Consider the following 24,781-nt stretch of genomic DNA (forward strand, 5'->3'; position numbering starts at 1 on the left):
ATCGCATGGATACGTGCTATCCATGCTGAAATGAGCTTGGTAGCATCTGAACCACGAACGGAATGCAAACCAGCACCAAGGCCGTATTTGGCAGGCGTCTCGAACATCGGAGGAACTTTGCGATACAACACCATCGAGCAGCTTGATCTGGATCTTCTGATTGCACTCGACGCTTTGCTCCGCCTGGGTAACGTCAGCCAGGCTGCCCAGGAACTCGGCGTCTCGCAGCCAGCCTTGTCCAGTCGCCTGTCGCGCCTTCGTAAACTTTTCGCAGACAAGCTGTTTGTCCCAGCCACTTCAGGCAGGGGGATCGTTGCTACACCACGCGCGGAGGCGCTCAGACTGCAGTTAGCAGGCGTCTTATCGCAACTGCATGCGATGGTTTCCTCACCGGAGTCGTTCGAACCGTTGCGGAGTGAAAAGAGCTTCATTCTCGGACTTCATCAGAACCCTGCTGCCATGGTGGCGCCCGATCTGGTTCCCTACGTTATGGCCCTGGCGCCTAACATTCGTTTAGCTTTCACATGGCCACCCGGTGAGCAGATCGTTGAGCAGCTGGAGGCCGGCACAATCGATCTCGTTCTCGGCGCGGACTTCCCTCTCCATGGGGATCTGATCTCACGAACGCTTCTGGAAGAGCCGCTCATGACGGCCCAACGAGTGGGCCATCCACGAGGCTCGGAAGTGATGGATATCGATGCTTTTTGTGACTACCCTCATCTGGTCGCTTCCGAGTCGGGCGCGTCTTTCAGTGACTCCATCGACGAGCGGCTCGCTGCTCAGGGTCGTTCACGAAAAGTCGTCGCCTCGATATCCCGATATGCAGTGATCCCACGAGTGGTGGAGAAGAGCGACTGCTTGTGCACGCTTCCAAAAAGCTTCCTCGAGCGCTATGGGGAAACTCTCGAACTCTTTCAGCCGCCCGTCGAATTGGAGCCCGCAAGACTCTGCGCGTACTGGCACCCTCGTTCACATGACGATTCTGCACATATCTGGCTCCGCGCTGTCATCTCCGACCTTCTCGCAGGTAAAGGAATTGAGAGATAAAAGTCTAAAGCGCTGCGACGTCATGCACACGTAAAGCGAAGTGACTGCGCCAAAGCTAGCTTAAGAACCAATCTACGTTTTCCAGGAGCCGCTTTTTCCCGTCTGCGATGCTCAATTCGGACTCCTTCGCATCGAGGTTCCATGCCTTGTCGACGATTACGCTTCGTAGATTGTGCACACCGATGAGCGAAAGCCAGAAGTCGATATAAGGAGCCTGGTGGTCAAAGCGCGATGCAGGGATTGCCGATCCTTCGAGAAATTGAGAGCCGCGAGTGTAAAGAGTAATCGCCTTATCGATGCTGAGCGCCAGCCCATACTCATTTCCGTCGTAGGTAAAGAGAAAGTTTCGCTGGGCGACCAGATCAATGAGTTGCTTCAACTTGTAGGGCACACTGAAGTTCCACATCGGTGCTCCTAAGAGGATGCGGTCCGCCTTCTGAAAGCGCCCAATTAGCGATTGAATGCGCGTCCAGACCTCAGTTTCTCTAGCGTCCAATCCAACACCCTTAATCGCTTTGTACTTCGCGCCAATCGCCCCGGCGTCAAACTCGGGAAGATTCTCGGTCCATACATTGAGTGTGTCGACAGAGACTGTATCCTTCGTAGCTTGGCAGGCCGATATAAAGGCGTTTGTGAGTTCGATTGAGTTCGAGGACTCTGCTCGTGGCGAGGACTGGATATGGAGGATATTCATGGCGTTTTCAATTCCTAAAATTACTCGTGATGCAAAGGGGTTCGTGTCCGGTAAGACCGGCATTTGTAAACTTGTCAGACGACAGTCCGAGTCTGCGTTTCCGCACTTAAGTCGTATCGCTGTTTCGTCACTTGCCTCATTAGATGTCCAAAGGCGTTGATCGGCATCTGTGGTTCGTTCGCGGCAGTTTATGGGTCCCATAAATACAGCCACTATCAAAACGACGACCTTGCGCACAAATGTACGGCTGCTGCGGCGTATGTTTGCAATGCCACACTCAGCCGAGCAGTTTGGACTACCCCGTTCGCCTGCCGGTAGATAACCGATGGACAGAACACCACGAGCTCCACCAGGGGCGAGCGAACTCTGGTTGAACAGCGATCTGCGGAATGTCGTCACAGGGAGCTCGGCAGACGGCCAAGTTCAGTCGATAGAAGCTGGCAACCAGCCAAAAACGGTGTATAAGGGCGATCCGGCAGGTGCTGGACCCCAGCCAGTGAAAAATCATGAATCCAATCCTACTAGTCGGTAGTCTACTTCAGTATGCAGAATGATACGGCAGAACGAATTCTCGATGCGGCGAACGCTCTACTGGTCGACAGAGGATACTCCGCTTTCAGTTACGCCGACATTGCGGCGACCGTGAACATCCGCAAGGCGAGCATCCACCATCACTTTCCGACGAAAGCTGGACTAGTTGTCGCCGTGCTAAGGAGGCACCGCGAACGCATCTCGCAGGGCATGGAGGCACTCGACGCTGAGATAGACAATCCCGCGGTTCGCATCAAGAACTATTTGAAGTATTGGGAGGAATGCATTGAAGGTAAGACGGTGTCCTTCTGCATCGGAGCGCTTCTCGGGGCCGAGCTGCCGTCGCTGCCAGTAGAGGTCCAGGCGGAAGTGCAACTCCATTTCTCTCTGCTTACGGCCTGGTTCGAGAAAACACTCAAGAGCGGTTGCAAATCGCGCACTCTAACACTTCAGGAGAGCGTTGCGACCGAAGCGCAACTCCTGATCGCAGTGATGCACGGAGGCATGCTTTCCGCTCGCGCCACAAAAAACGTTAAAGTCTTTCGATCTGTCACCCATGCGGCGCTGGATCGGATATCCTTAGTTCACTCGTAAACATCTCCGGGCTTTAAATCGCTGTGATTGCAAAAGTCTTAACCTACCTACTAGATGGGTGACTTGAGAGTCATACCGGACGGTAGAGCACTTCATTCAGGGCACATCCTGTTCCCTACCAACTAGAAGCTAGCGAGGCAGACATGAAACTTGGTTCGATCCACTCCACACGCTCTTTGCGAAATCTATATTTCGTTCGTACTGCCTTCCAGGTGCTTTGGGCGGCAGCCGTCATCTCCACGGCGGCACACCAGCCGCAAGTGGCTGCAGTGCTGTTCCTTCTTTACCCGCTCTGGGACGTCGCGTGCACGATCTACGATCTCAACACGTTTAGCAAGTCGGGGTCGTCACGCACCTCGCAGATCGTTAATGCCGTAATCGGCGTCGCGGCAGCTATTGGCATTGGCCTGACGGTCTTTCAGACACCAATCTATGCGGTCGCCATCTTTGGCGTATGGGCCTTAGGCGCTGGCGTGCTCCAGTTCGTGGTGGGTTTCATTCGCCGAAAGGAGTTGGGCGGTGGCCAATGGAGCATGATTTTGAGCGGTGTTCAATCCGCGCTCGCTGGTGCATTCTTCATCATTCTTGGGCTCAAGGACAAAAAGCACATCGGCGATATCGGAGGCTATGCAATCTTTGGCGCCTTCTACTTCCTCATCGGCGGAATCCTGCTAAGCCGGAAGCTCGCAAAAACCAATGCGATGGCAACGAACTAGAACGTTTTCAGATCCAGCCGTCCGCGACTACCCACTTAACCTCTCAACGAAAGGAACTCGCAATGTCTATCGACGTGAAGTATCGCACTGCAGCCACAGCAACCGGCGGACGTGATGGAAGGACCCGCTCCGAGGACGGCAAACTCGATCTGCAGCTTACCCTCCCGAAGGAACTCGGAGGACCAGGTGGAGATGGCGTGAACCCCGAGCAGCTCTTCGCAGCCGGTTATGCAGCCTGTTTCCTGAGCGCGGTCAAAAGCGCGGGACAGAAGCTGAAGGTCAGGCTGTCGCCCGAATCCACAGTCAAAGCGACTGTCGGCATTGGGATGAATCCGGAGGGCGGATTTGGACTCGCGATCGAACTGGCCGTAAACTTTCTCGATGTAGACCAGGCGCAAGCCCAGCAGGTTGTCGAGCTTGCCCATCAGATATGCCCCTACTCGAACGCTACGCGAAACAACGTTGATGTTCAGCTCAGCGTGATCTCAGAGTGATCTGGAACGTTGCTCACGCCTCACGACCGCGATCGTGGGGTATGGCTTTCTACGGGAGGCGTTGGATCGCGATCAGGGTGCAACTCAAGCGTGACTGCTCTGTCACCCAACAACTGCGACAGGAGGCACCCTTGCTGGAACATTTTGATGCAATCGTCATCGGTGCGGGTCAGCCCGGACCAGCCCTTGCTACAACTCTCGCCGGTGGAGGCCAGTCAACGGGATGCACGCTTATCCACAAGTCACGCCCAGTTTGGGTCTCCCACGACCGTTGGCGTCGAAGAGCGGTTGCGACGCTTTATGAAGAACTTGCAAATGCCGCAAACATGAGCATGGCCCGTTTTCTCAGGGTGCGTCAAAATGCGTAACAATTGATCTAAAAAACGGATTGTGGAGGAAAACATGAATGTGTTCGTCACAGGCGCGACGTCGGGTTTCGGAGCAGCCATCGCTAGGCGTTTTGCGGAGGCTGGCCACCTGGTCACCATTACCGGCCGTCGTGAAGACCGCCTGCTGGAGTTTCAGAAACTCTTTTCGCCCGGCCAGATCAATGTGGTTGAACTAGACGTGCGAAACCGCGAACAAGTCCAAAGTGTGATTGCGGGGCTCCCAGATCGCTTCGCTGAGATCGATCTACTCGTGAACAATGCCGGCCTGGCAGCTGGGATAGAACCCGCTCAGAGCGCAGATCTTGACGCCTGGGAGACGATGGTCGATACGAACATCAAGGGCGTGCTGTACCTCACCCGTGCCGTTCTACCCGGCATGGTGGCCCGCAATCGCGGACACATCATCAACATCGGCTCGATAGCCGGTACCTATCCCTATCCTGGAGGAAATGTCTACGGCGGCACCAAGGCGTTCGTGCGTCAATTCTCTCTGAATCTCAGGGCCGATCTGTTCGGCACACGGATCCGCGTGAGCGAAATCGAACCGGGCTTGGTGGGTGGCACAGAATTCTCCTCTGTGCGCTTTGGCGGAGACGAAGAACGCGCCAAGCAACTTTATGATGGGGCCAACGCGCTCACTCCCGAGGATATTGCGGAATCGGTCATGTGGATGGCGAACCTCCCCTCCCATGTCAACGTAAACACGATCGAGTTGATGCCGGTTTCGCAGGCATTCAATCCTCTCGCCGTCCATCGCAGTTCCTAACGTGATTTCCATCTCGGCCAGACAACGACCTTACCTGGAAAGGAATCCCTCCGTGCGCTCTCAATTCGTCTGCTTCCTGCTGCTCAGCCTTCCGCTCGTTTACCCGGCTCGCGCCCAGGACTACCCGCCGCTGCAAAGAGAGCCTGTTCTCGATGCCACAATCCCAGCCGCTAATCCGCCCATAAGTCTGGTACATGGCGCCCGTATCCAGTTCGCACCGAAACAGCCGACTGGACTTCATCGGCACCCAGTTTCTGTGGTGGGCGTGGTGACCGAAGGCAGTTTTATCTTTCAACCTGAGGGAGAACCGGCACGAACTATAAAGGCCGGCGACAGCTTTTTTGAACCCGCTGGGAAGACAATCCTACACTTCGACAACGCATCCCCTACCAAGAAGGCAGCGATCATTGCGTTCTATCTCACCGACTCCAACAGCAGGCCGCTTATCGAGCCACTAGAAAAGTAAAGACCCAGGGTAGAACGCAACTGGCGGGTTGCGGTCCTCAGAACCCAGCTTCAACCGGTTTGAGATAGGGTTGCTCGAGAAGCACCTTCGCGAAGTCTGGAGCGCTTCGACAGCCTGCAAGCGACGTTGGCCATTGCGTCATTGCAGAGACGGACGATTGAGACCGCCTTCGAAGAAAGACTTAGAGGAAGACGCTTCTCGCCAGTTCGGCTAAGCCCGTTTAAACACCGCCAAACCGACAGCCGTAAGCAACATTGCAATATTTACAAGTCCGATGAAGAGTTGTGCAGGCATCCCCATAGCCCTCGGGTTGGTTGAAGCGAACTCGGGATCACTGAATGCGGTTCCCGGAAATACAGGAGCGGCAAAGATGCATAGCCAGTAGATCGATGCGAGCAGGGCTGACAACATCAATCTGTTTGAATCTAGATGTGGCCTTTGGAAGAGGAGCACAAGTGACAACACTCCCAGTACAAATCCCATGAGTATGGATTGGGCGTTGTGGAACTTGGCATGAGGAGGCCATCGAGGATTTTTGATGTGCTGCGCTCCAGATCCGGGAATAAAGTAGTCCGCCAGAAGTCCCCCAATCGCGGTCGTAAGCGCCACAAACGCCACAAGCCATCGCGCAAGTTCCACTGTATTTCTCCTTATCCTGAATTGAAGTTTCGGTCATGCGAATCGCTACATAACGCTCTAGAAGAAGCCGATCAGTTTCTTCAGGCGTCCCTGGTCGTTGAAGATACCGTAGGTGTGCGCCGTTGTCACAGCAGTGCCGTCGGCTTTGTACAGGGTCCATTCCGTCAGCACTTGTTCATGGTGGAATTTCAGCGAGTTGATTTTGAAATATGAACCGGGAAGCCGCTGCTGGAACTTCTCCACATGCGTCACGAGATTCTCCAAACCATGAGTGTCGTCTCCCGGATTTATAGAAAGCACGTCATCACTTACGCTCTCTTTGAGAAGCCGCTTTCGATCCTCGCCTGACACACTGCCATAGGCTTCGAGATAAGAGTTCCAAACCTTTTCCACCGCATCCTTAGTCATCGTTTCCCCCTTTGCTCTTGATCCGGTTCTACCGGACTTCTTCAATCTACGAGCGAAGGGCTGCGGGGTCGATAATCTTAAAGCCGAAGATGTTTACGTGCCGTCCAATTCTTCACGAATCCATTTCTCGACCTGATAACGGCTGCTGCGATTCGCACGATATTGCCGGCAGGCATCCATTGGATCGCGGACCCGCGCCCTCCAAAGTTTGGGCTGATACCTTCGTTGATTCACATTTCCAAGACTGACTCGGTTTCGTAGAACATTTTTCAATCAGGAGCAAGGCGGCCGAGGCCGATAATGCTGAAACCGCAAGCGTCTATCTCTAGTCCAATCTTTTGTGGACCCCTTTCTCGAATTGATCTCATTGCTTCGCCCGCGCGCAATGTTGACCGCAGGCATCCACGCCACAGGAAAGTGGGGCGTGTCATTTCCGCAGCGGGAAGATGTGCTCTTTTGCTGGATCGAGTTGGGCGAGTGCCAGTTGGTCAGGGCTCAGGGAGAGCCCTTGCACCTGCGGCAAGGGGATTTCGTGTTGATCCGCACTACAGCCTCATTCACACTCACGTCAGATCCATCCATTGAGCCGGAAGACAGTACCAGGATCGTGGCGGAAACAAGCGACCCGGTGCTCAGGTTGGGAGAAGGTGCTCGGGATCCGGTGATTCTCCGAGGGGGAAGATTTGTCTTCGACACGAGCAACGAACAACTGTTAACCGGCCTTCTCCCTCCGATCATTCATGTCAGAGGAGATGACAGTTCCTCCTGGCGCATCCACACCTTATTGAAGTTGAATCAGACGGAGGCTGCGCAGCCCGGGCATGGCAGCGAGTTTGTCGCGATCCGCCTTTTGGAAGTGATCTTGGTGGAGTTACTTCGACAGAGGTCCATAAGGGAAGATACTCAACAGGCAGGTCTGATTGCGGGCCTGGCCGATCCAATCACCGCGCGCGCTTTGTTGGCAATGCATGAAAAGGTTGCGCACGACTGGACGGTCGCCAGCCTGGCGCGACTCTGTGGTGTCTCGCGGTCGACCTTTGCCGCTCATTTCCGCGATGTCATCGGAATCGGTCCGATCGAGTATCTTTTGCGGTGGAGAATGGCACTTGCCAAGGACGAGCTACGTCGTGGTAAACGATCAATTGGAGAGATCGCATTAGCGATCGGGTTCCAATCCTCCAGTGCTTTCAGCACTGCCTTCACCAAGGCAGAGGGTGTATCGCCGAGGGCTTTCATGCAAATACCCGTGACTTCATCGAACGATTAGCCTCATGCCCTTTCCGGCTATTGTTGTTAGTTTGGTATCGATCAGCGTTCAGGCTGCTTTTCACTGCCAAAGGCACTCTCCAGTCAGAAACTCACCAACGTCCCTGATCAGTCACGAAGCATCGGGGACCATCTTTGCCATCTGGCTGAACGGCAACCCTGGAGCCACGCGGCTAAGGGTGTACAAAACATTGCTCAGGCCGGGACGGATCTCTATCTTCCCTGACTCGATGCCAGCGATGGCTTTCTCGACCAGAGTTTTCACAGGCATGGCCTTCTGCCCTTTCATCTCCAGTTCGAATTCGCCACGGAAGAGTGGGGTCTCCGTCCCAGGAGGAGCCAACTCCACAACTCCTACACTGGTGCCTTTCAGCTGAACACGTAAGCATCGCGTGTAGGCATGGAGGCCGGCCTTTGCTGCGCTGTATACCGGCGATAAAGGAAAAGGCACAAAGGCGAGCCCCGAAGAAACGTTTACGATTAGCGCCTCCGGTCGCGTTTTCAGCAACGGCAGAAACGCCTGAATCATCTGTGCCGGCGCCTTGAGTCCAAGATCGATCTCCTGCGTAACATCTGTGAGCGGTCGCTCTCCGTTCAAGTTGAGGTTGCGCATCATGCCGGCGTTATTGATCAAAACATCAAGCTGGAATTCGCGACCAACCCGCTCCTTGAGCGCTTCAATCTCTTTAATATCTGTGGCATCATTCCGAATCGCATACACGCCTCGTAAACTGGCTTGCGCTTTCGTGAGTTTCTGCGGATCTCGTCCCGTGATGAGCACAGTATTGCCGCGCGGTATCAGTTGCCTGGCGAGCTCCAAACCGATGCCACTGGTGCCACCGGTAATCAGTATTGTCTTACCTTTAAGAATCATCGTGTACCTCTCGTGAGTTAGTTGCGATATCAGTTGAGTTCAGGCGGTGAATCTCGCGCCAAGCAGCAGTACAACGAATAAGAAAACCGTCGCGGGTGGTTGCGAGTACTCCAGAAATCGCAAGCAGATGGTGAGCCATGCCGAAGCAGCGAATAGTCCGAGCGTGATCCCGGGCCACCTGCCTAATGCGCTGAGGACTTGGCGAATGGCGAAAAGGGCGAGCAGCGCGAACAGAATCTGACTCAGAGCATAGGCACTGTTCAGGCCGTAATAAAGGTTCGTTTCAGCACCCGGCGTTCGCTTCCCACGAATTGCTTGAGAAATCACGTCGATGACGAATTGCAGAAGACCGCTCAGCAACAGCCAGCCGTACGCGGAGTAAAGCAGCGTTTCGTGGATGCGTTTGCTATGGAAAAATGCATGCACAGCGGCCTCCGTTGGGAAGATTGTCCAAGCGATCAGTCTCCCTGTGAGACACTCTAGGCGTGCCGCTCTCTTTTGGGAAGTAGGCACTTAGAGGTTCAATATGCACCTAAAGGAGAGTGAGAATGCCCACGAGAGTGGCACTCAGCGCAGAGCAGATCACGGCCCTTCAGGAGTACGAAGCATGCACGGCTCCTGCCGCGCCTGATGCGCGAGTGGAGAGGCTGGTCACAGAATTGATAGAGCGAGTCGCTGACAAATGGACAATGCTTTTGATCGAAGTTCTGACCGAAAAAGGGGAGCTACGATTCACTCGCCTACGCGAGTGTGTGCCAAGCATCAGCTACAAGATGCTGACGCAGACTTTGCGTTCGATGGAACGAGAAGGGCTTGTAGCCAGGACCGTACATCCTGTCATTCCGCCAAAAGTTGAATATAGGCTGACCCTGCTGGGACTGAGCCTCAGCGCCGCGTTTTGCGGTGTCTGGATGTGGGCAGAAAAACACATCGCAGAGGTAGAGCAAGCCCGTACCACGTTTGACCGGGCCAGAGATTGCGGCACCGTCCCAGAATAGCCAGACACTATAGACGATCGAAGCCAGGCGCGCATGTTCCACAACTCACGAGACCCTCTCAGGCGCCCTCTTGAGTTTCCTTCCACAGCGAATACGCAAGCACGCAGTTGATGATCGCAAACGCAAGAGGACCATAAGTCTCGAAGGGATTGTGCCCCACGAGCCCAATCCATGCATCCAGCAACTGCACGAAAGACATGCACCAAGCCATGACTAAGACCCCAACCCTCCGCCCGAAAAAGACGGAGAGCAGGGTGATCAGCAACAGGGACACGCTCCGAGATGCTGCGTATTGAGCGAACACATCCCCGCGGGCTCCCATAAGGCCGGTGATGGAATAAAACGCACTCACACTGCTGCTTATCAACGTCATTCCAGCGCACAACCAAAACCGTCTGCTCATTCCACGTCCCTCACGTGGATTGGATTCCGCAACACACTAAAAGTAGCTGGTAAATCGGCGGAGTAGAGCGTTCAAGTCAGATGAGCAAGGACGCTGTGTCCGTGTTCATGCACTCGACCACATCCGCGGGCAATCCCGCCGCCTAAGCCGCCTCGCGAGCCGCCATCCTGACGGCATCTACGATAGCGCTGGCTTGAGAGCTGTAGGCTGCGTGAGCACCAGCCACCTCCGCCACCTTGCTCTTGCTAAGCTGCTACATAAACCTTGCAGTTCGGGGCCTGGTTCGCAATCTTCCATGGGAACGATGGCATAGTGGGGCTTCTCGTACCAGGTTGGAATCGAACGACAGCATTGACCAACTCAACACAAGGTTGGGCAGCGCAGGTGACGGCGGAAGCCGCTTTCGACTCAGACTGGCTTCACAAACCAGTTAGGAAGATAAGTCTTACTGACGGAGAGGCCCAGATCAGGCAGTACGTTTTGAAGCTTTTCGATCGAGAAGAAGAGTCAGAAGGAGAATGACGCTCGTCACCGGCCCACTACTGGTCCCAGAACTTGCCCTTCATATTGAGTCGATTGAGAAAGACCCAACGTTTGTCCCAGCGCTTTGCCGTGAGCGCTCGCGCTTTATGGACGCCATGGATGAACATTGAGATCACGCGAAAGCATCAGTTTCAGTGTCCATTTGTCGGAAGCGCCAGTCATCCCATATCCCACGCCGGTCTCGACATGCAGGCCGAGGAACTTGCTTCCTGAATAATCCGTCGTCGCCCAGACTTCGTGGAACTGCTGCGAGAGAGGTAAAAAGGCGTGGAGAGGACCGAAGCCGTCATACTCTTCCGCAGCCAATGCCCAACGATCGTTGAAGTTGTAAGCTACTCGGCCAGAGGGGTTGTACTGCAGGTTGCCGAGACCGCCCGTGTAATCCGTGTCTACAATCGGGTTATATATCAAATCCCACTGGTGCAGATGCATTCCTACGATTGGGCGAATCTCAGAGGTGATGGTCCTGGATTCCCAGTAATGATGGTTGACGCTGAACTCAAAATTGGCCGCATAAAAAAACTTGTGATCGCGGCCATTCGGTCTCGTAAAGAGCTCTCGAATCTTGAAGCCATTGATCGTTGAGCCCTCGTTTGTCGAGTAGGGCGAGGTTACGGGCATGTAGAGCCCTTGTTCGAACCAGGGCGTGACGCCATAGGCCCACTCCGCCGTCACCTGATAAGAGTGATTCGCGATGATCGCGCCGGGATAGTCGGGCGTCCGCCTCCCCTTCGGCGTGAAGTTGTTATGGACCATTAGATTGAAGATTCCAGGTGCCGCAATCTCACCGTCGTACACCTGGATTTCATCCGTCTGCGCATGTGCGGCCAACGACCTGACGAAGAGACACACTAAGATTGCAATAACGAGACGGGGCTTCATTGTGCTTGGCATTTTCAGGCAGCGACTCTAAGCCGATCGTACCCTCAGGAACTACGGTCTTCGGCTAGCTGAATGGATTGTCATCTCAGTTGGTAATCTTTCCAACAAGCTTGAGCGAAATCGCCACATCGTTATCCGCCTTCCAAATAAAGAAGCTCGGATTCTTGAGTCCCCACTGGACATACGGGACCGTGAATTGCGCCTCTGCCGTTGCGTTCGTCGCGTCGATGTGGATCTGCATCGGGATGGTTATATCGTGCGGCGTACCGAGCAACGTAAACACTCCGCTTACCTGAATCGTCGAATCGCCAGAAGAAGCAATCGTTCCGCTGTAGGTCTTAGGCGCAAACGAAACGGTCGTGAACTGATCGGATTTCAGGATGTCCTTATTCATCTTCTTATCGCGGCTACCATTGCCCGTATTGCCGCTTCCTGCCGCGACAACGACAGTGCCTGAGATAGTCGCATGCGCGCTGTCGAAGTCGATCGTTCCCGATTGCACATGGAATGTACCGTTGACCACTTCATGCGTTGTATTGAGCTTCATCCTGATTTCGCTGGTGCCGGTGTCCACGGCAAATGTCCGATGCTGAGCGGACGCGGCTGTAACGGACAGGACAGTGAGAACTATGGCTGCTACGGTCTTCATGGCAATCATTCTCCCTCAGAAATCTTGCGGTTCGTCTGAAATCAACCTGGCAGCGGTTGCGGAGCAACGGTTGGTGGCTGTGTAACACGTGTCAGGCGGGCCGTAACTCGCATTGCTCCGGGCCACACTCGTAGACAGAACGGAAGCACAGCTCGCGCAAAGGCGTTGCTCAGTCCATTCGCAGCAGCCTCGGCCAAACGCATTTGCGGCAGCATAGCGGCCCGTAATTTCGATTGAAAGACTGGAGCGGTCTCCCCGCCAAGATAGGCTGCTACAGCACTGCGGGCAGTGTGTAGAGCGATGGATATGCCATCGCCGGTGAACGACGGAATAACGGCAGCCTGGTCGCCAATGCAGTAGAGGCCGTCTTCGGTTGTGCGGCGCATGAAGCCATAAGGAATATGCGTGACGGCGATAGGCTTGTGGAGCAACGGCTCAGCGCCGGTGAGCCGCATGGCGAGGTGAGGACAATCGTGCTGCATCTTCGCAAGCAGGCCCTCCCATCGCAGACCTGCGCGGGCGAAATAGCTTCGTTGCACCACGCAGCAAAAATTCACCATACCGTCTTCCACGGGTTGAATACCACCGTAGCCTCCGGCGTAGAGCGTCAATTCGGAGGCGTCCGCTAGATCGGCGAATTGAGACGGAGACACCCGATAGTACATCTTGAAGGCTACCCACTGTTGAGGATCTTTGGGCCGCCCGTAGCCACGCAGATCAAGCTTGCCCGTGGAGAGAAACGTTGTCGGAGCCTCGTAAGTGCTTCCGTCGTCCAACGTGGCTTGCCACTGATTTGTGCCAGTGCGGTCGAGCGAACGGACACCCACCCCGCGTTTCACCTGTACACCGGCAGCGATCGCGGCGGCGATCAAGGCAGTATCCAGGGTCTTTCTTGTAAGTGACGCGGCTGGAAAAGGCAGTGGAGCCTGCGCAGCACGTCTCGCTGCAGCCAGGCGGACGTAGTTGATTGGTACAGCACCAAGGGAGGCAACGTCGATGCCCAGCGCATGCAAGTCTTCAAGCGCCTCGCCGCTCAAAAACTCTCCACAAACCTTGTGCCGCGGAGTCAGCTCACGCTCAATCAGCGTGACGCTTCTTCCTTTACGGGCGAGCGCAATCGAAGCCGCACACCCCGCAACACCACCACCAATAATTACAATTTCTTCTTGCAAGCCTTACTCCTGGTCCATCGAACATCTGACCGCATTTCGCGAGAGTCCTGTCTCTATTCAATCTGATAGACGGGTGGTGAGCGTCGTCGAATCCCCAGTCTGTACGAATCGTCATTTTCAGGGTCATTCCTGCCAGCTATGGTGAGAGAGGATGCATGTCTCACTGAAGGCGCGAGAACGAGGTATTCGATGAAAAGAATCAACATCATTGCAGCCGTCATCTCGTGGGCCTTGCTTGGCGCTGTAGCGCACGCCGATCCGATGGTGGTCCGACGTCTTCAACGCCCGTTCCGCCAGACGATGGTGGTGCGCTCCGAGGGCGGGAGCATCCTTGCCAATGGAGAGTTTTCCCAGACCGTGGAAGGTGACATGGTCACGATGCACCTGATCTATCACTTCCTGGATGGGTCGATGGACGAAGAGACAACGACCTATCGGCAGCAAAACACATTCCAGTTGGTGCGCGACCATCATGTTCAGCAGGGTCCGTTCTTCACCAGGCCTTTCGACTTTGAGGTGGATGCCGACGCCAAGACGGCGACGAGCTGGACTACCGACAGCAACGGCGCAGTGAACATCAATACACGTGACATGAGACTGCCGCCCGATCTGGCGAACGGATTTATCGGATCCCTGCTTTTGAATGCCGCCGAGAATACGAAGGCGTTCAACACGGAGATGGTGGTGCCGTTCAACGGTGGGCGATTGGTGCGCCTTCGCGTTTCCAGGGAAAACGGACTATCCCTCGTCAGCGACGGAAAGAACCTCAAGGTAACGGTGTATCGCATCCATCCCAACCTGGGAGGATTCATAGGTGTCCTCGCCGGCCTGCTGGGACTCAAGCCGAAAGATGTGAACGTTTGGATCACGCAGGGCGATGAGCCCGTTGTGATCAGAACCATAGGTCAACTCGGTGGCTACGGCCCGGTGGTGATCGCGGATGTCAAAGAAACGAGCTTTACGAGATAGGCTCCTGCTCGCTCGAGGATGCAAATGGAGAGTTATTCACGGCGGGTTGTGAGTTCTCGCCAGTTGATGCCTAAATCAACCAGGACGATCGAGGCGAGAGTGAAGGCGATCACACCGACTGCCGCAAGAACGTCGCCCAGATGGCTCCAATAGGCCGGTACTAGATTGAGTACACGGCTGGAAACAAACGTAAATGTGACCGCGTAAGAGCGAGCCATCCATTGACGATGAACCGCGATTTGACGGTTCCGTGCTGTGATGAAAGCGGCGGTCGTACATACCATCCAGGCCGCGGCCTGCATCGACGTTCCGGGAAAACCGGGTCGTCCTGCCGCGAGAGCGATCCCGGTGAACGAGCCAACAAAAACACTTACGACGTAGAGCCGGCCAAGGACACGATGGAGTTGCATGTGCCTCTGCCGGAACCGGGTGGAGAACTGGAACGGGCCAGCCAGGAGGGCGAAAGTTCCACTCAGCGTATGAGGGATAAGCAGGTGCCGGTCATGAATGACCTGCAGCCTGTAAGCGTGATACATCGGGTAGTCAACGGCGAGAAACACCTCCGACGTGATGAATACAAACAGCGTAGTAACGCCGAGGGCGATCCAGAGAGTGGCTTTGAACCCAGAACCAGCTGGCTTAACGGCTGACATAGCGGAAGTTGGATTCATTTCCATCGCCCCACACACAGCCTTCCGGGGCGCCACTTCTCAATTGTTGCGCTTGCCTCCGGAATTCGGGCCTGATTGAGAAGACTGCGCCAATCTTCGGTTCGGAAGGCACGCCGGAAGGATACCGGGCCGTCATGCCGCACGATGGGGTGCCAGCGCACCCAGCCGAACATCCGATAGCTCCACTCCGACCGTTCGAGATCGTTGATAAACCATCCCATACGGGATGTTGCTTCCATCCACTGAACCAGCCGGACGATCTGCTCATCCTCCAGGTGATGGGCCATCAGCGAGCTAACGATGATGTCGACGGGCTCTTGCGGTTGATACTCCATCGCATTACCAGTAATCCATCTGATAGACGACTCTCGCGGGGTGAGTTCGATCGCTGCACGAGTCGCAAGAGGGTTCATATCTATACCGGTCAGGCGTACTGCAATGTTATGCCGTTCCGCCCAAACTGCGATTCGCCGCAACAGGTCACCCCCGCCGCTACCTACATCGACAATGTGTATAGGCTGAAGCCGGCGCGGCGCCCTTTCCAGCCAGGCCAATGTCGGACGATAGCCTAAAAGCCAGCGGTTGATCTTTCCCAGGCTGAGCAGGCAAGCCCGGAAGTCTTCATAACTGCAGTCGCCATCCATCCATTCCGGAAGCTCTTTCGGAGGAACGCGGCGGCTGAAATCGATCCTGGAGCTAGACGGCATGAAAACGCATCGTCTCCGCTGTTAATCCTGGCCCAAAGGACATCGCACATCCGCGTTGTCCCGGTCGTGCCTGTTCCATGATGGCTTTCAGCACAAACATTACGGTTGCTGACGACATGTTGCCAAAGTTCGAGAGCACCTCGCGCGAAGCGGCCAATGCCTCTCGCGGCAACTCGAGTCCTTTCTCCACCGCATCCAGGACAGACCTCCCTCCGGGATGCACCGCCCAGAGGTCGATATGGTCCCGGTTTTTCATGAGTTCGCCTCCATGAAGCGCTTGACTCAACTCGCCCGGCACCTGGCCTGAGAGCAGCATGTCAAAACCGAGCCCACGCACTTTCCACGTGATTAGCCGACGCGTCTCCGGCACCATGATCGCTTCGAAGCTATCCAGGGCCAGCCCCTGCTCTTGAGCCGTGATCAGGCTTGCCGCCGCGCCATCGGCAAAGACGAGGAAGGAAAGCACCTGTTCCAAATCCTGCGTTTCCTGGAAGTGCAGAGTGCAAAGCTCCAGGTTCAGCATCAGTACGCTTGCCTTGGGCTCTGAGCGCACAATATGCCGCGCCAGCTTTAATCCATTGATTGCGGCATAGCAGCCCATGAAACCGACCATCGTGCGCTCCACTTTGGGAGAGAGGCTGAGATGATCCACGATCTCAAAATCCAGGCCGGGCGCATACAGCCCGGTGCAACACGTAACGATGACATGCGAGATGCTGTTACGCTCGTGTTCGCTGAGAGCAAGCCTGTCGATCGTCTTTCGCATCAGCACCGGAGCGCACTCTTCGAACAACTCCATGCGATGCGTTGTGCCGGGAAAATTGCCTAACCGATAGAATTCGTTCGCGTCATGGGACTGGAAGCGAGTAGGACGTTTCACCGGATCAAGAAACGAATAGCGATGCGCGATCTCAGCTCGGCTCACCATGCGACGGAAAACCGCGCGAAGCCTCGAGTCCGTCAACATCTCTTCAGCAAAGGTGACGAATACCTGGTGAACATCGTGCTCCGGCGCTGCCGTCGCGATACGGTTTATGTATGCGGTTGTCATGCTAAAAGGGCCCTCATTCGGAATGGTTTCGATCTTTCTTTGTCCCTGCTATCAGAAGGCATCTGGTCCGGCCACAAACTTCACTCATCCGTTGGCGGAGGCTGCTCTGAGATCGCGAACGAAGACATCTCTTTGCTGAGACGGGTCCCTTATTCCTTTGATAGCACTTTGCGCCGGGGAGGCAGGATGACGATTCGTTCAGGATTGTGCTGGGACGAGACTTGGCATCTCCGCCGGTGTGCTACGTTACGAATCAGTAAGCCTGAGAATATATCGCACCGGGTGCATCTCGGTGCCTGAAAGATCGGTAGATCGAGATGACGCTCGCGACTCGCCTTAAAGCCTTCCGCCTGACGCACAACTACCTTGGTGTGTTTTTTGCGCCGACTATCCTCTTTTTCTCCATCACTGGCGGTCTTCAAATGTTCGGTTTACACGAGACCAGCCGTGGGAGCTCCTATACTCCGCCGGCCCTCCTTGTTCACCTGTCGCAACTCCACAAGAAGGGTACCCTTTACCTTCCCCCATCCAAGACAGCAAAGACGGCCGCCCCCAAGCCGGATTCCGCCAAACCCAATATTCCAAAGGCCACTGAGGCGCCGACATCGATGCCGGCGCCTCCGAACCCTCTTCCGATGAAAATATTCTTCGCCGCGGCGGCGCTGGCGCTCGTGTTGTCTACCTGCACCGGACTGTTCATGGCCTGGGTGTACGCACGGAGGAAAATTCTAGTGGCTGGAGTGTTTGCGGCAGGCATCATCTGTCCGCTCGTAGCGCTGCTTCTCTAAGCGTCATCGTCCCCGTGCCCACTCTCTCCGCCAGACCCTCAACGAATTCACCTTGATCAATCCGAGATTGGCGCAATCGTTGTTTGTTCGTATCAACGACGATGCGCCCAATCGGATAGCTCAGCTGCTCTCTGTACATCAAGGCCAGTAAACCTGGGCTGCGATACCGTGTGCAGTTCCGTCGAGTGCTGTCTTTCGAACATGTTCACTCTCCCTCTTTCTACTCGTTGGCAACCATTGGCACGTGAGACTTAGCGGCGGCCGCGCAGAATCCTCAGCGCCTGGCAGCAGCGAGTTTCTTTAGCGCTGAGGATGTAATTTCCCGGAATGCATCGCAAGTGCCTGAAACACGCGATGCAAGAAGCGCGCCGTGAACGACTGCCATGAAGGCATCCGCCTCGACGCTGAATGAATCCTGGACGCGGATCTTACCGTTCTTCACTCCTGCCTCCAGGGTTTTCCTGATCCACTGCTTGAGACTTGCGAAATGCAGCTTGAGTTCAGCTGCTACTTCAGCTGGAAGCCCCGGCAATTCGGCTGCCAAGAGAGCCGCAACACAGAATGGCTGTGTCCCGTCTGCAAGACACCCTTCCCAATACTTCACATAAGCACCCAGGCGTTTGAGAGGGTCCTGAATATTCTTATCGATCGCCTGAGTGCCACCGATCAGGCCCTCACGGTGTTTTCTAAGAACCGCAACAGCCAACTCCGCCTTTGTTGGGAAGTGATGATGGATACTGGGCTTACGGATACTCACTCGTTCAGCGATATCGGCGTAGCTGAAACCCGCATATCCTAACTCGGCCATCAATGAATGAGCGGCGGCGAGAATTCGATCTGCTGTATCGTTTTGCATTATGCCTCGCAGTCTACCAAGTGATAGGCGCCGGAGCAAACTGCGGCTTTCCGCGCTATGAAGTAGAGATGTCCGTTCAGTTGATCGACGCTCGGACGATCCGTTCCAGACTCATTCCCTCCTCGCATATCAAAACCGCCGCCCGTCGGCCGAGGATTAGAAGTTACGCAGGGAGTATGGGCGACGGGTGTCGCAGTTGGAAAGCCGTGAAGGAACCACTACAACCGCAATCCACTATCAACTGCGATAACCAGATACCGTTATTGCCTTCGCTCTAAGCAGATGCTTGGCGCAGAAGACCACCGAAGCTCGCTACGTCACTGGTGAAGTGCTTCACGTAGACGGCGGCCTGCACGCAGATAAATGGTAATGGCTACCTCTATCGACGCTCAATGCGCTGGCCGCTGCGCGAGCACATCTCGGATCTCTGGACGCCATCGGCAAGGTGCTCAAGACCGGCGTCTACGTTGTAGCTACCGAGAATCTCACCAGGCAGTTCCCGAAGATCGCTGATGGGCTTCCGAATTGCTTCATGATGTTTCCGGCGAGGCTGGGCTTTCTGTTAGAAGGGTTATGGGGCTGACGAATATTCCAGTAGGAGTGCCCGCCATGGTGGAGCTACTCCTTGAAGTTAGGCAGGGGCTGCAAGCTAAGGGGCCTCTGAATGAATTCAGCAGCGGGAAGGTAGTGATATGCAGAACGAGAACAAACCCTCTTGGCGGAAAAATCGCGTAACGGCTGAGTTGGATATTGAATACCCCATCATTCAGGGCGCTTTGGGAGGATTCTCTTCCGAGCGCCTTACTTCAGCGGTTTCGAACTTTGGCGCGCTTGGGACATTTGGAGCTTACAGCAAAGATCCGGAAGGGATCAGGCAATCCATCGCGCAGATCCGCTCATTGACATCGAGGCCGTTTGCAGTAAACCTCTGGGTGTCTATGGAAGACGAGGCGGCCTTCCGGTCGAGCGAACTGGAGTTTCAAAGAAGCCTGTCTCACATCGAAAATGAACTAAGGGCTCTCTCCGCGCAGCCTCCTAAGTTCGAGCCTTATCACCCTGCCAATTTTGAGGATCAGGTCAGCGTGTTGATCGAAGCACGCGTCCCGGCTTTCAGCTTTATCTTCGGAATACCTCGTCGTGAAGTGCTTGACGAGTTCCGCCGAATTGGCACTACCATCATCGGTACAGCCACTACCGTAGCCGAGGCGAAAGCTCTCGAAGACGCCGGAGTCCACATTGTGGTCGCGTCTGGATTCGAGGCAGGGGGTCATCGCGGTTCCTTCCTGCGAGAAGCTGAAGAATCTCTGACGGGGACTTTTTCTCTGGTTCCTCAAGTTGCCGACGCAATCTCACTGCCGCTCGTTGCAGCCGGCGGGGTCGCCGACGCGCGAGGTGTGCGTGCAGCGTTTGCTCTTGGCGCTGAAGCCGTGCAGATGGGCACGGCATTCCTGGCTTGTGAAGGTTCAGGTGCCACTGACACACATCGTTCAATCATTCTGAACGGAGAAGCTTCCCTAACAGGACTTACCCGCGGCTTTACCGGCAGGCTCGCGCGAGGCGTACGAAATCGCATGATGGAAATGTGGAACTCCGCCTCTGAAGACATTCTGCCGTATCCTCTTCAACGACAAATGGTCCGAGCGCTCTCGATTCCAGCGCAGGCGGCCGGAAGAAGCGACCTGATTCCGCTATGGGCAGGCCAGAGCGCAAGCCTCACTCGTCATTCAGATGCCACGGAGTTCTTGAAATCTCTTGTCTCCGAAATAGAACGGGAAACGAAGCTCATCTTTTAGCAGGAGGAGGTTCTGCGAACGACGAAGAAGAAGCAACGGCAATTGAAAAGATGTGGCAAGAAGCAAGATCGACGCCGGTCCCTCTGTGGTTTAGAGAATAGATCGATGCCAGCCCTGGCAGTCACTTCTTCCCTGAAACGGCGGCTTTCCTGGCCCGGAAAGCCGCAACTCTTGCCCGGGTGCCGCACGTCTCAGCGTTACACCAACGACGCTTGTGGCTCTTTGTCTGATCCAGAAACCAGAGAACACAAACATCCCCTTCGCACTGACGAATGAGATCAAAGTTTCCATTCGCGAGAAGCTCCGCAATCTCTTCAGTGACAGGTGCAAGAAACTCAATCGGATTGGTTGCGTGGTAGCTGCGGACAATCTGTAGATTGTCTTTGACCTGATTGAGGCTTAAATGGCTGGTAGAAAGCGCAAGAAGGCGATTGAGTTCCCTTGGCACAATGCGCTTGCCAGCCTTCTTCAACTGAACCGCTTCAAGCATTACGTCACGCAGATGCCTCGCGGCAAAAAGCAGAGCGCCTTCCTTTAGCGGCTTATCAAGGGCCGGTTCAGATACCCTCATGCTCTTCATCCAGGCTCTCACGTCCGAGTCTGTTTGAAGTGTCTCCGCCAGAACCCCGTCCTGCATCCGGGAAGTGTTCAGGAAATTGATCGCAATGTGACCGCCCAGGTGATCGACATCGCTCGCAACGCGCGCTCTACTTCCATTGGCAGCTTTTTTCATACTCTCACTCTATGCATTCGATGGGATAGGCGAAACCACGCAAATCGGGAGCCGCGACAGTGAAGTCCTCCGTGAGGCGTGTAATGGGTTTATACCAGTAACAGTGATTCCTGGCGTGCCATGGAGCAGAAGTGGCGGTTCCCTTTTTCCGGCGGCTACATAGTGTATTCGGATGCAGCTCACATAAGCCCGGCCGTGTGTCACCGCGACACCTTGGTGGTCACAAATTTCTGCCATATTTAACTCCAAGCGCAAAAACAGGCGATATAGACAATGTAATGTCCATAATAATCAATAACCGTTACGACTATGATGCTGCCTCGAGGTGAGCGATTCACTAATCTCTGGCGGAGTCGAGCTTTGTCAGGCGACAAAAGCACATCATGTTGGTAGCGACCCCAATGTCGATCTTTACGACCCCGATCTGTGAACTGACGAGCATCGTTTCTTAAATGCATATTTTTTTACGCTTTTGCGTAACCTTTGCACGACCATTGACTCTCAATGCTGTCCACAGTTCAGGTCCTCATTGCAACTGTTCGTTTGTAGCAGGATGCGGGAGCGGCACGTCTGGATGTGGCGCAGAGGAGATTGATCATGTTAAAGCTAGGTCGTAGCATCCTTGCGGTTGCGCTCAGTGTCGGCGCATTCGTACCGACGATGTATGGCGCAGTTGACGCCCCCAACACTGCCACCGTCTACGTAATGACCAATTCTGCAGAACATAATGAAGTCGTGGCCTATTCCCGTGAGTATGATGGCCGCTTTTCCGAGAGACACCGATACAGCACGAACGGGCGCGGCAGCGGTGGGACAAACGATCCTCTGCAGTCGCAGGGTTCGCTCACCTTCAGCAGCGATCATCATCTCCTCTTTGCAGTGAACGCAGGGAGCGGTACGCTGACAAGCTTCCTGGTTGGACCGAGAGGGCAGCTCCTGCTCGTTGACACTGTACCTTCAGGTGGCAGTGAACCGCTTGCCGTTGCATCATGGCAGAACCGGGTTTATGTGCTCAACGGCGCGGCCGCAGGTACCGTCGTCGGATTCGTTGCGGACCCGGTTGGGCGACTCCGGCAGGTTCCGGATGCTACAGCCTTCCTCAGTGCAACATCAGCTGGCGGCTCTTCCATCTCGATTGCTCCAAACGGCAGGTTTCTTGTTGTCACAGAGCGTTTGACGAACAACTTCGACAGCTTCGCGATCCAACCGGATGGAAAACTTGGTCCGATCCAGACAGCGGCAAGCCCTGTACCTGGCATCTTCTCTGGACGCTTCGATCTGTCGGGCCGATTGATCCTCTCCTCGACTGGCCCTGCCGGCAGTACTGACTCGACAATCTCCTCCTTCTCCCTCAGTAGCAACGGAACATTGATCCCGGTGACACAGAGCTTGCAGACCTTCGGCAGTGCGAATTGCTGGAACGCGATCACGCCCAACGGCAAGTTCGCTTATGTTTCAAACGCTGGCTCATCCACAATCTCCGGCTTCACGATTGGCGCTAAAGGCACACTGCAGCCAATTGGTTCCACGATCGTAGCCACGCAGCCTGAAGGCTCTACTAACCTCGACATCACGATTAGCGGAGACGGCACCAGCCTGTACGCCCTTAATTCGATGGTAGGTACTATCGGGGTCTTCAAGATCAACGCTGATGGGACATTGACACCCGAAGGCGATATCGAGGGACTCCCCAAGAACGTCGGTTTCAACGGTATCGCAGCCTACTAGTCTTTTAAAAAGCTACACTTCGCTTCTTCAAATGAGCTTGAGGCAAAAAGGCAGGGATGACGTTGGACCGAACGTCATCCCTGCCTTTATTTATCCTTAGCGCGGCGAAGTCTATCGCACTGAGAGCTACTTCAATCCTGCCTCCGCAACCGACCAAATCAGCGGCTTCTGATCGATCGTCGTTTCGACAAACTCCCATAAACTCTCGATACACGGTTTTCAAACCAGCGTAGCGCCGTAATCGCGTATCGCAAACGCAATGCCATGTACTTCGGGCTACGCTCTACAAAAGATGCTAAGGCTGGAAAGCGACCGGAGGGGGACCCGCTTCCCGATAGGGTTCGTACCAGTTGTGCTGTTTCGACCACTTCGTTGTGTACTTCTTATTCTGTGGACCGGTGGGCAGGCTGTCTTCTGAGCGAATCACCCACATCAGCAGTTCGGCCATCAAGGCCGCCTGCTCTTTCGCATGTTCTGGCTTGTTGAAGAGGTTGTTCAATTCACATGGGTCGCTGTGCAGATTGAAGAGTTCGCCATAACCCATCATGTCGTAAACGAGCTTCCAATCGCCCATGCGCACCATCTTTTGATTACCGCTCAGCGTAACCTTATTGAGCTCGTCGAACGACGCACCGTGAGGGTCCTCACCTGTGGAGTAAGGTACGTTGTCCGCATTTGTGTAGTAGAGGCCGCCCAGGCCGACGCTACTGTAAATACTGCGGAATTCTTCAGCGGGATAGGACTGTCCGGTGAGAAGAGGCCATAGGCTTCTTCCCTGCACCCCATGCGGAATTTCGGCTCCCATGACCTCGCACATCGTTGGCATGAGATCGGCCATCGACGTGAATACCCGTTGCACCTCGGCGCTGTGCTTAATGCCGCCGCCAAACCATATCTGAGGCGTGTGGGTTACAGTCTCCCTCAGGTCGAGTCCCTTGTGCCCTAATCCAAAGTTCATCAGGGCATCGCCGTGATCTGAGGTGAAGACTACGACCGTGTTCTTCATGAGGTCTTTGGCTTCGAGATGTTCGACTAGCCGCTTGACCTGGTCGTCGATGAGCCGCAGCATCCCCATGTAGTTCGAAAGATAGCGCCGCCATAAGCGCTCGGTCTGAGGGGACGCGTCCTGCTGCATGCGGTATTCCCACTGCATACGGAATCCCACTTCAGGCAGCTTCTCCGGCCCGGCGCAGCGCCCCGGGATCGACTCCGGAGGAAACATATTCCAGTAAGGTGTGGGTACCTGCTCGGGATTGTGTGGTTCGGGCACGCTCACCTGAACCAAGAACGGTTGAGAACCTGCGCCGTCGATAAACGTCATGGCATCTGAAACGATGCGGTAGGGCAACTGGGTTTCGAGCGGAAACGGTGTTGGCTTGTCGACTACGTTGAAATGAGCATCGGTAAGGTATTGATCGAATTCCGCATTCTTAGAGCCGGGTTCATGCGGTCCGCCGGTGTGTGTGTACTCACGCCAGACGTCTACGTTTTCTTTCTTCAGATAGGTATGGTTCTTACCGCAAAGCGCCGTTTTGTAACCCTGCTCATGCGCAACCTGATAGATATCCTTTTCGAAGTACGCCTCGCCCGCCATGAGATTGTTCCGCACATGATGCGCGTTCGTCCAACGGCCGGTGAGCATCGATACTCGACTTGGCACACAAAGCGGCGCGGTGCAATAGTTGCGCTCAAAACCGACGCCCTCTGACTGCAGGCGGTCAAGGGTTGGACTCGTATCGAGCGGATATCCCGTGCCCTTGCTAAGGCCGTAAGTGCGCTGATCGGCAATGAAGATGATGATATTCGGGCGGGATGATGCGGTTGTATCCTGACCAAATAGTCGCAGGCTTCCATTGGCAGCTGCGCATGCCATCGCTCCCAGCTTTATAAAATTTCGCCGTTCCAAGTGTCGCCTCCCAGGCTCAGGTTCTCGAAAAAATTTACAGACACGCAC

Annotated in this window: 27 protein-coding genes; 12 read left to right on the top strand and 15 right to left on the bottom strand. The window is 54.9% G+C overall.

What is annotated here, in order from left to right; all coding sequences use genetic code 11:
* Positions 1–117 precede the first annotated feature (117 nt).
* Positions 118–1,047: a LysR family transcriptional regulator gene (locus tag LJD29_RS20950; RefSeq protein ID WP_446743525.1), complete on the top strand. Its 930-nt coding sequence runs from the start codon at positions 118–120 to the stop codon at positions 1,045–1,047.
* A 55-nt stretch (positions 1,048–1,102) separates the two neighbouring features.
* On the opposite strand, the gene LJD29_RS20955 is transcribed toward LJD29_RS20950, so the two are convergent.
* Positions 1,103–1,741: an FMN-dependent NADH-azoreductase gene (locus tag LJD29_RS20955; protein ID WP_446743526.1), complete on the bottom strand. Its 639-nt coding sequence runs from the start codon at positions 1,739–1,741 to the stop codon at positions 1,103–1,105.
* Between the two features lie 543 nt (positions 1,742–2,284).
* On the opposite strand from LJD29_RS20955, the gene LJD29_RS20960 reads away from it, so the two are divergent.
* From LJD29_RS20960 to LJD29_RS20980, 5 genes are all read left to right on the top strand, one after another.
* Positions 2,285–2,866: a TetR/AcrR family transcriptional regulator gene (locus LJD29_RS20960; RefSeq protein WP_446743527.1), complete on the top strand. Its 582-nt coding sequence runs from the start codon at positions 2,285–2,287 to the stop codon at positions 2,864–2,866.
* 143 nt (positions 2,867–3,009) lie between these two features.
* Positions 3,010–3,582: a DUF308 domain-containing protein gene (locus LJD29_RS20965; RefSeq protein ID WP_446743528.1), complete on the top strand. Its 573-nt coding sequence runs from the start codon at positions 3,010–3,012 to the stop codon at positions 3,580–3,582.
* 62 nt (positions 3,583–3,644) lie between these two features.
* Positions 3,645–4,076 (top strand): organic hydroperoxide resistance protein, encoded by a 432-nt coding sequence (locus tag LJD29_RS20970; protein WP_446743529.1) that lies wholly within the window; start codon positions 3,645–3,647, stop codon positions 4,074–4,076.
* A gap of 402 nt (positions 4,077–4,478) precedes the next feature.
* Positions 4,479–5,231, top strand: a complete 753-nt coding sequence (locus LJD29_RS20975) for an SDR family oxidoreductase (RefSeq protein ID WP_446743530.1) — start codon at positions 4,479–4,481, stop codon at positions 5,229–5,231.
* Positions 5,232–5,283: 52 nt separating this feature from the next.
* Entirely contained in the window at positions 5,284–5,697 is a 414-nt protein-coding gene (locus tag LJD29_RS20980) for a cupin domain-containing protein (protein ID WP_446745915.1), read from the top strand.
* Positions 5,698–5,907: 210 nt separating this feature from the next.
* Here the strand turns inward: LJD29_RS20980 and LJD29_RS20985 are convergent, their stop codons facing one another.
* Together LJD29_RS20985 and LJD29_RS20990 are read right to left on the bottom strand one after the other, a co-directional pair.
* Entirely contained in the window at positions 5,908–6,336 is a 429-nt protein-coding gene (locus LJD29_RS20985; protein ID WP_446743531.1) for a DUF6640 family protein, read from the bottom strand.
* A gap of 57 nt (positions 6,337–6,393) precedes the next feature.
* Complete coding sequence (locus tag LJD29_RS20990) at positions 6,394–6,744, bottom strand: nuclear transport factor 2 family protein (RefSeq protein WP_446743532.1); 351 nt, start codon at positions 6,742–6,744, stop codon at positions 6,394–6,396.
* A gap of 340 nt (positions 6,745–7,084) precedes the next feature.
* Between LJD29_RS20990 and LJD29_RS20995 the strand changes: the two genes are divergently transcribed.
* Complete coding sequence (locus tag LJD29_RS20995; RefSeq protein ID WP_446743533.1) at positions 7,085–8,011, top strand: AraC family transcriptional regulator; 927 nt, start codon at positions 7,085–7,087, stop codon at positions 8,009–8,011.
* Between the two features lie 111 nt (positions 8,012–8,122).
* On the opposite strand, the gene LJD29_RS21000 is transcribed toward LJD29_RS20995, so the two are convergent.
* Together LJD29_RS21000 and LJD29_RS21005 are read right to left on the bottom strand one after the other, a co-directional pair.
* Positions 8,123–8,884 (bottom strand): SDR family oxidoreductase, encoded by a 762-nt coding sequence (locus LJD29_RS21000; RefSeq protein ID WP_446743534.1) that lies wholly within the window; start codon positions 8,882–8,884, stop codon positions 8,123–8,125.
* A gap of 39 nt (positions 8,885–8,923) precedes the next feature.
* Positions 8,924–9,310, bottom strand: a complete 387-nt coding sequence (locus tag LJD29_RS21005) for a hypothetical protein (protein WP_446743535.1) — start codon at positions 9,308–9,310, stop codon at positions 8,924–8,926.
* Between the two features lie 134 nt (positions 9,311–9,444).
* Between LJD29_RS21005 and LJD29_RS21010 the strand changes: the two genes are divergently transcribed.
* Positions 9,445–9,882 (top strand): winged helix-turn-helix transcriptional regulator, encoded by a 438-nt coding sequence (locus LJD29_RS21010; protein ID WP_446743536.1) that lies wholly within the window; start codon positions 9,445–9,447, stop codon positions 9,880–9,882.
* 58 nt (positions 9,883–9,940) lie between these two features.
* Here the strand turns inward: LJD29_RS21010 and LJD29_RS21015 are convergent, their stop codons facing one another.
* From LJD29_RS21015 to LJD29_RS21030, 4 genes are all read right to left on the bottom strand, one after another.
* On the bottom strand, positions 9,941–10,147 hold the full coding sequence (locus LJD29_RS21015) for a hypothetical protein (RefSeq protein ID WP_446743537.1): 207 nt from the start codon (positions 10,145–10,147) through the stop codon (positions 9,941–9,943).
* A gap of 765 nt (positions 10,148–10,912) precedes the next feature.
* Positions 10,913–11,626: a hypothetical protein gene (locus LJD29_RS21020; RefSeq protein WP_446743538.1), complete on the bottom strand. Its 714-nt coding sequence runs from the start codon at positions 11,624–11,626 to the stop codon at positions 10,913–10,915.
* 169 nt (positions 11,627–11,795) lie between these two features.
* Entirely contained in the window at positions 11,796–12,359 is a 564-nt protein-coding gene (locus LJD29_RS21025; RefSeq protein WP_446743539.1) for a YceI family protein, read from the bottom strand.
* Positions 12,360–12,400: 41 nt separating this feature from the next.
* Positions 12,401–13,531 (bottom strand): NAD(P)/FAD-dependent oxidoreductase, encoded by a 1,131-nt coding sequence (locus LJD29_RS21030; RefSeq protein WP_446743540.1) that lies wholly within the window; start codon positions 13,529–13,531, stop codon positions 12,401–12,403.
* Positions 13,532–13,720: 189 nt separating this feature from the next.
* Between LJD29_RS21030 and LJD29_RS21035 the strand changes: the two genes are divergently transcribed.
* Positions 13,721–14,500 carry a hypothetical protein gene (locus LJD29_RS21035; protein ID WP_446743541.1) on the top strand — a complete coding sequence of 260 codons (780 nt, stop codon included), beginning with the start codon at positions 13,721–13,723 and terminating at the stop codon, positions 14,498–14,500.
* 32 nt (positions 14,501–14,532) lie between these two features.
* Here LJD29_RS21035 and LJD29_RS21040 read toward each other — a convergent pair whose 3' ends face one another.
* Genes LJD29_RS21040 through LJD29_RS21050 form a run of 3 tightly spaced genes read right to left on the bottom strand, consistent with a single transcriptional unit; the run spans position 14,533 to position 16,929 of the window.
* Entirely contained in the window at positions 14,533–15,171 is a 639-nt protein-coding gene (locus LJD29_RS21040) for a DUF2306 domain-containing protein (protein WP_446743542.1), read from the bottom strand.
* The gene (locus LJD29_RS21045) at positions 15,168–15,815 is read right to left on the bottom strand and encodes a methyltransferase domain-containing protein (RefSeq protein ID WP_446743543.1); all 648 of its coding nucleotides are present in this window, start codon (positions 15,813–15,815) and stop codon (positions 15,168–15,170) included. Before LJD29_RS21045 ends, LJD29_RS21040 begins: the two co-directional genes overlap by 4 nt.
* Positions 15,816–15,867: 52 nt before the next feature.
* Positions 15,868–16,929, bottom strand: coding sequence for a type III polyketide synthase (locus LJD29_RS21050; RefSeq protein WP_446743544.1), 1,062 nt, complete (start codon positions 16,927–16,929; stop codon positions 15,868–15,870).
* Positions 16,930–17,246: 317 nt separating this feature from the next.
* Between LJD29_RS21050 and LJD29_RS21055 the strand changes: the two genes are divergently transcribed.
* Positions 17,247–17,717, top strand: coding sequence for a PepSY domain-containing protein (locus tag LJD29_RS21055; protein WP_446743545.1), 471 nt, complete (start codon positions 17,247–17,249; stop codon positions 17,715–17,717).
* 274 nt (positions 17,718–17,991) lie between these two features.
* Here the strand turns inward: LJD29_RS21055 and LJD29_RS21060 are convergent, their stop codons facing one another.
* Complete coding sequence (locus LJD29_RS21060) at positions 17,992–18,573, bottom strand: TetR/AcrR family transcriptional regulator (protein ID WP_446743546.1); 582 nt, start codon at positions 18,571–18,573, stop codon at positions 17,992–17,994.
* A gap of 692 nt (positions 18,574–19,265) precedes the next feature.
* Here LJD29_RS21060 and LJD29_RS21065 point away from each other — a divergent pair.
* Positions 19,266–20,366, top strand: coding sequence for an NAD(P)H-dependent flavin oxidoreductase (locus LJD29_RS21065; protein WP_446743547.1), 1,101 nt, complete (start codon positions 19,266–19,268; stop codon positions 20,364–20,366).
* A gap of 121 nt (positions 20,367–20,487) precedes the next feature.
* On the opposite strand, the gene LJD29_RS21070 is transcribed toward LJD29_RS21065, so the two are convergent.
* Complete coding sequence (locus tag LJD29_RS21070; protein ID WP_446743548.1) at positions 20,488–21,099, bottom strand: CGNR zinc finger domain-containing protein; 612 nt, start codon at positions 21,097–21,099, stop codon at positions 20,488–20,490.
* A 597-nt stretch (positions 21,100–21,696) separates the two neighbouring features.
* On the opposite strand from LJD29_RS21070, the gene LJD29_RS21075 reads away from it, so the two are divergent.
* Positions 21,697–22,827 (top strand): lactonase family protein, encoded by a 1,131-nt coding sequence (locus LJD29_RS21075; RefSeq protein ID WP_446743549.1) that lies wholly within the window; start codon positions 21,697–21,699, stop codon positions 22,825–22,827.
* A gap of 295 nt (positions 22,828–23,122) precedes the next feature.
* On the opposite strand, the gene LJD29_RS21080 is transcribed toward LJD29_RS21075, so the two are convergent.
* Positions 23,123–24,700, bottom strand: a complete 1,578-nt coding sequence (locus tag LJD29_RS21080) for a sulfatase family protein (RefSeq protein WP_446743550.1) — start codon at positions 24,698–24,700, stop codon at positions 23,123–23,125.
* Positions 24,701–24,781: the final 81 nt, after the last annotated feature.

The organism is Silvibacterium acidisoli, from assembly GCA_022870745.1.
Taxonomy (GTDB): domain Bacteria; phylum Acidobacteriota; class Terriglobia; order Terriglobales; family Acidobacteriaceae; genus Silvibacterium.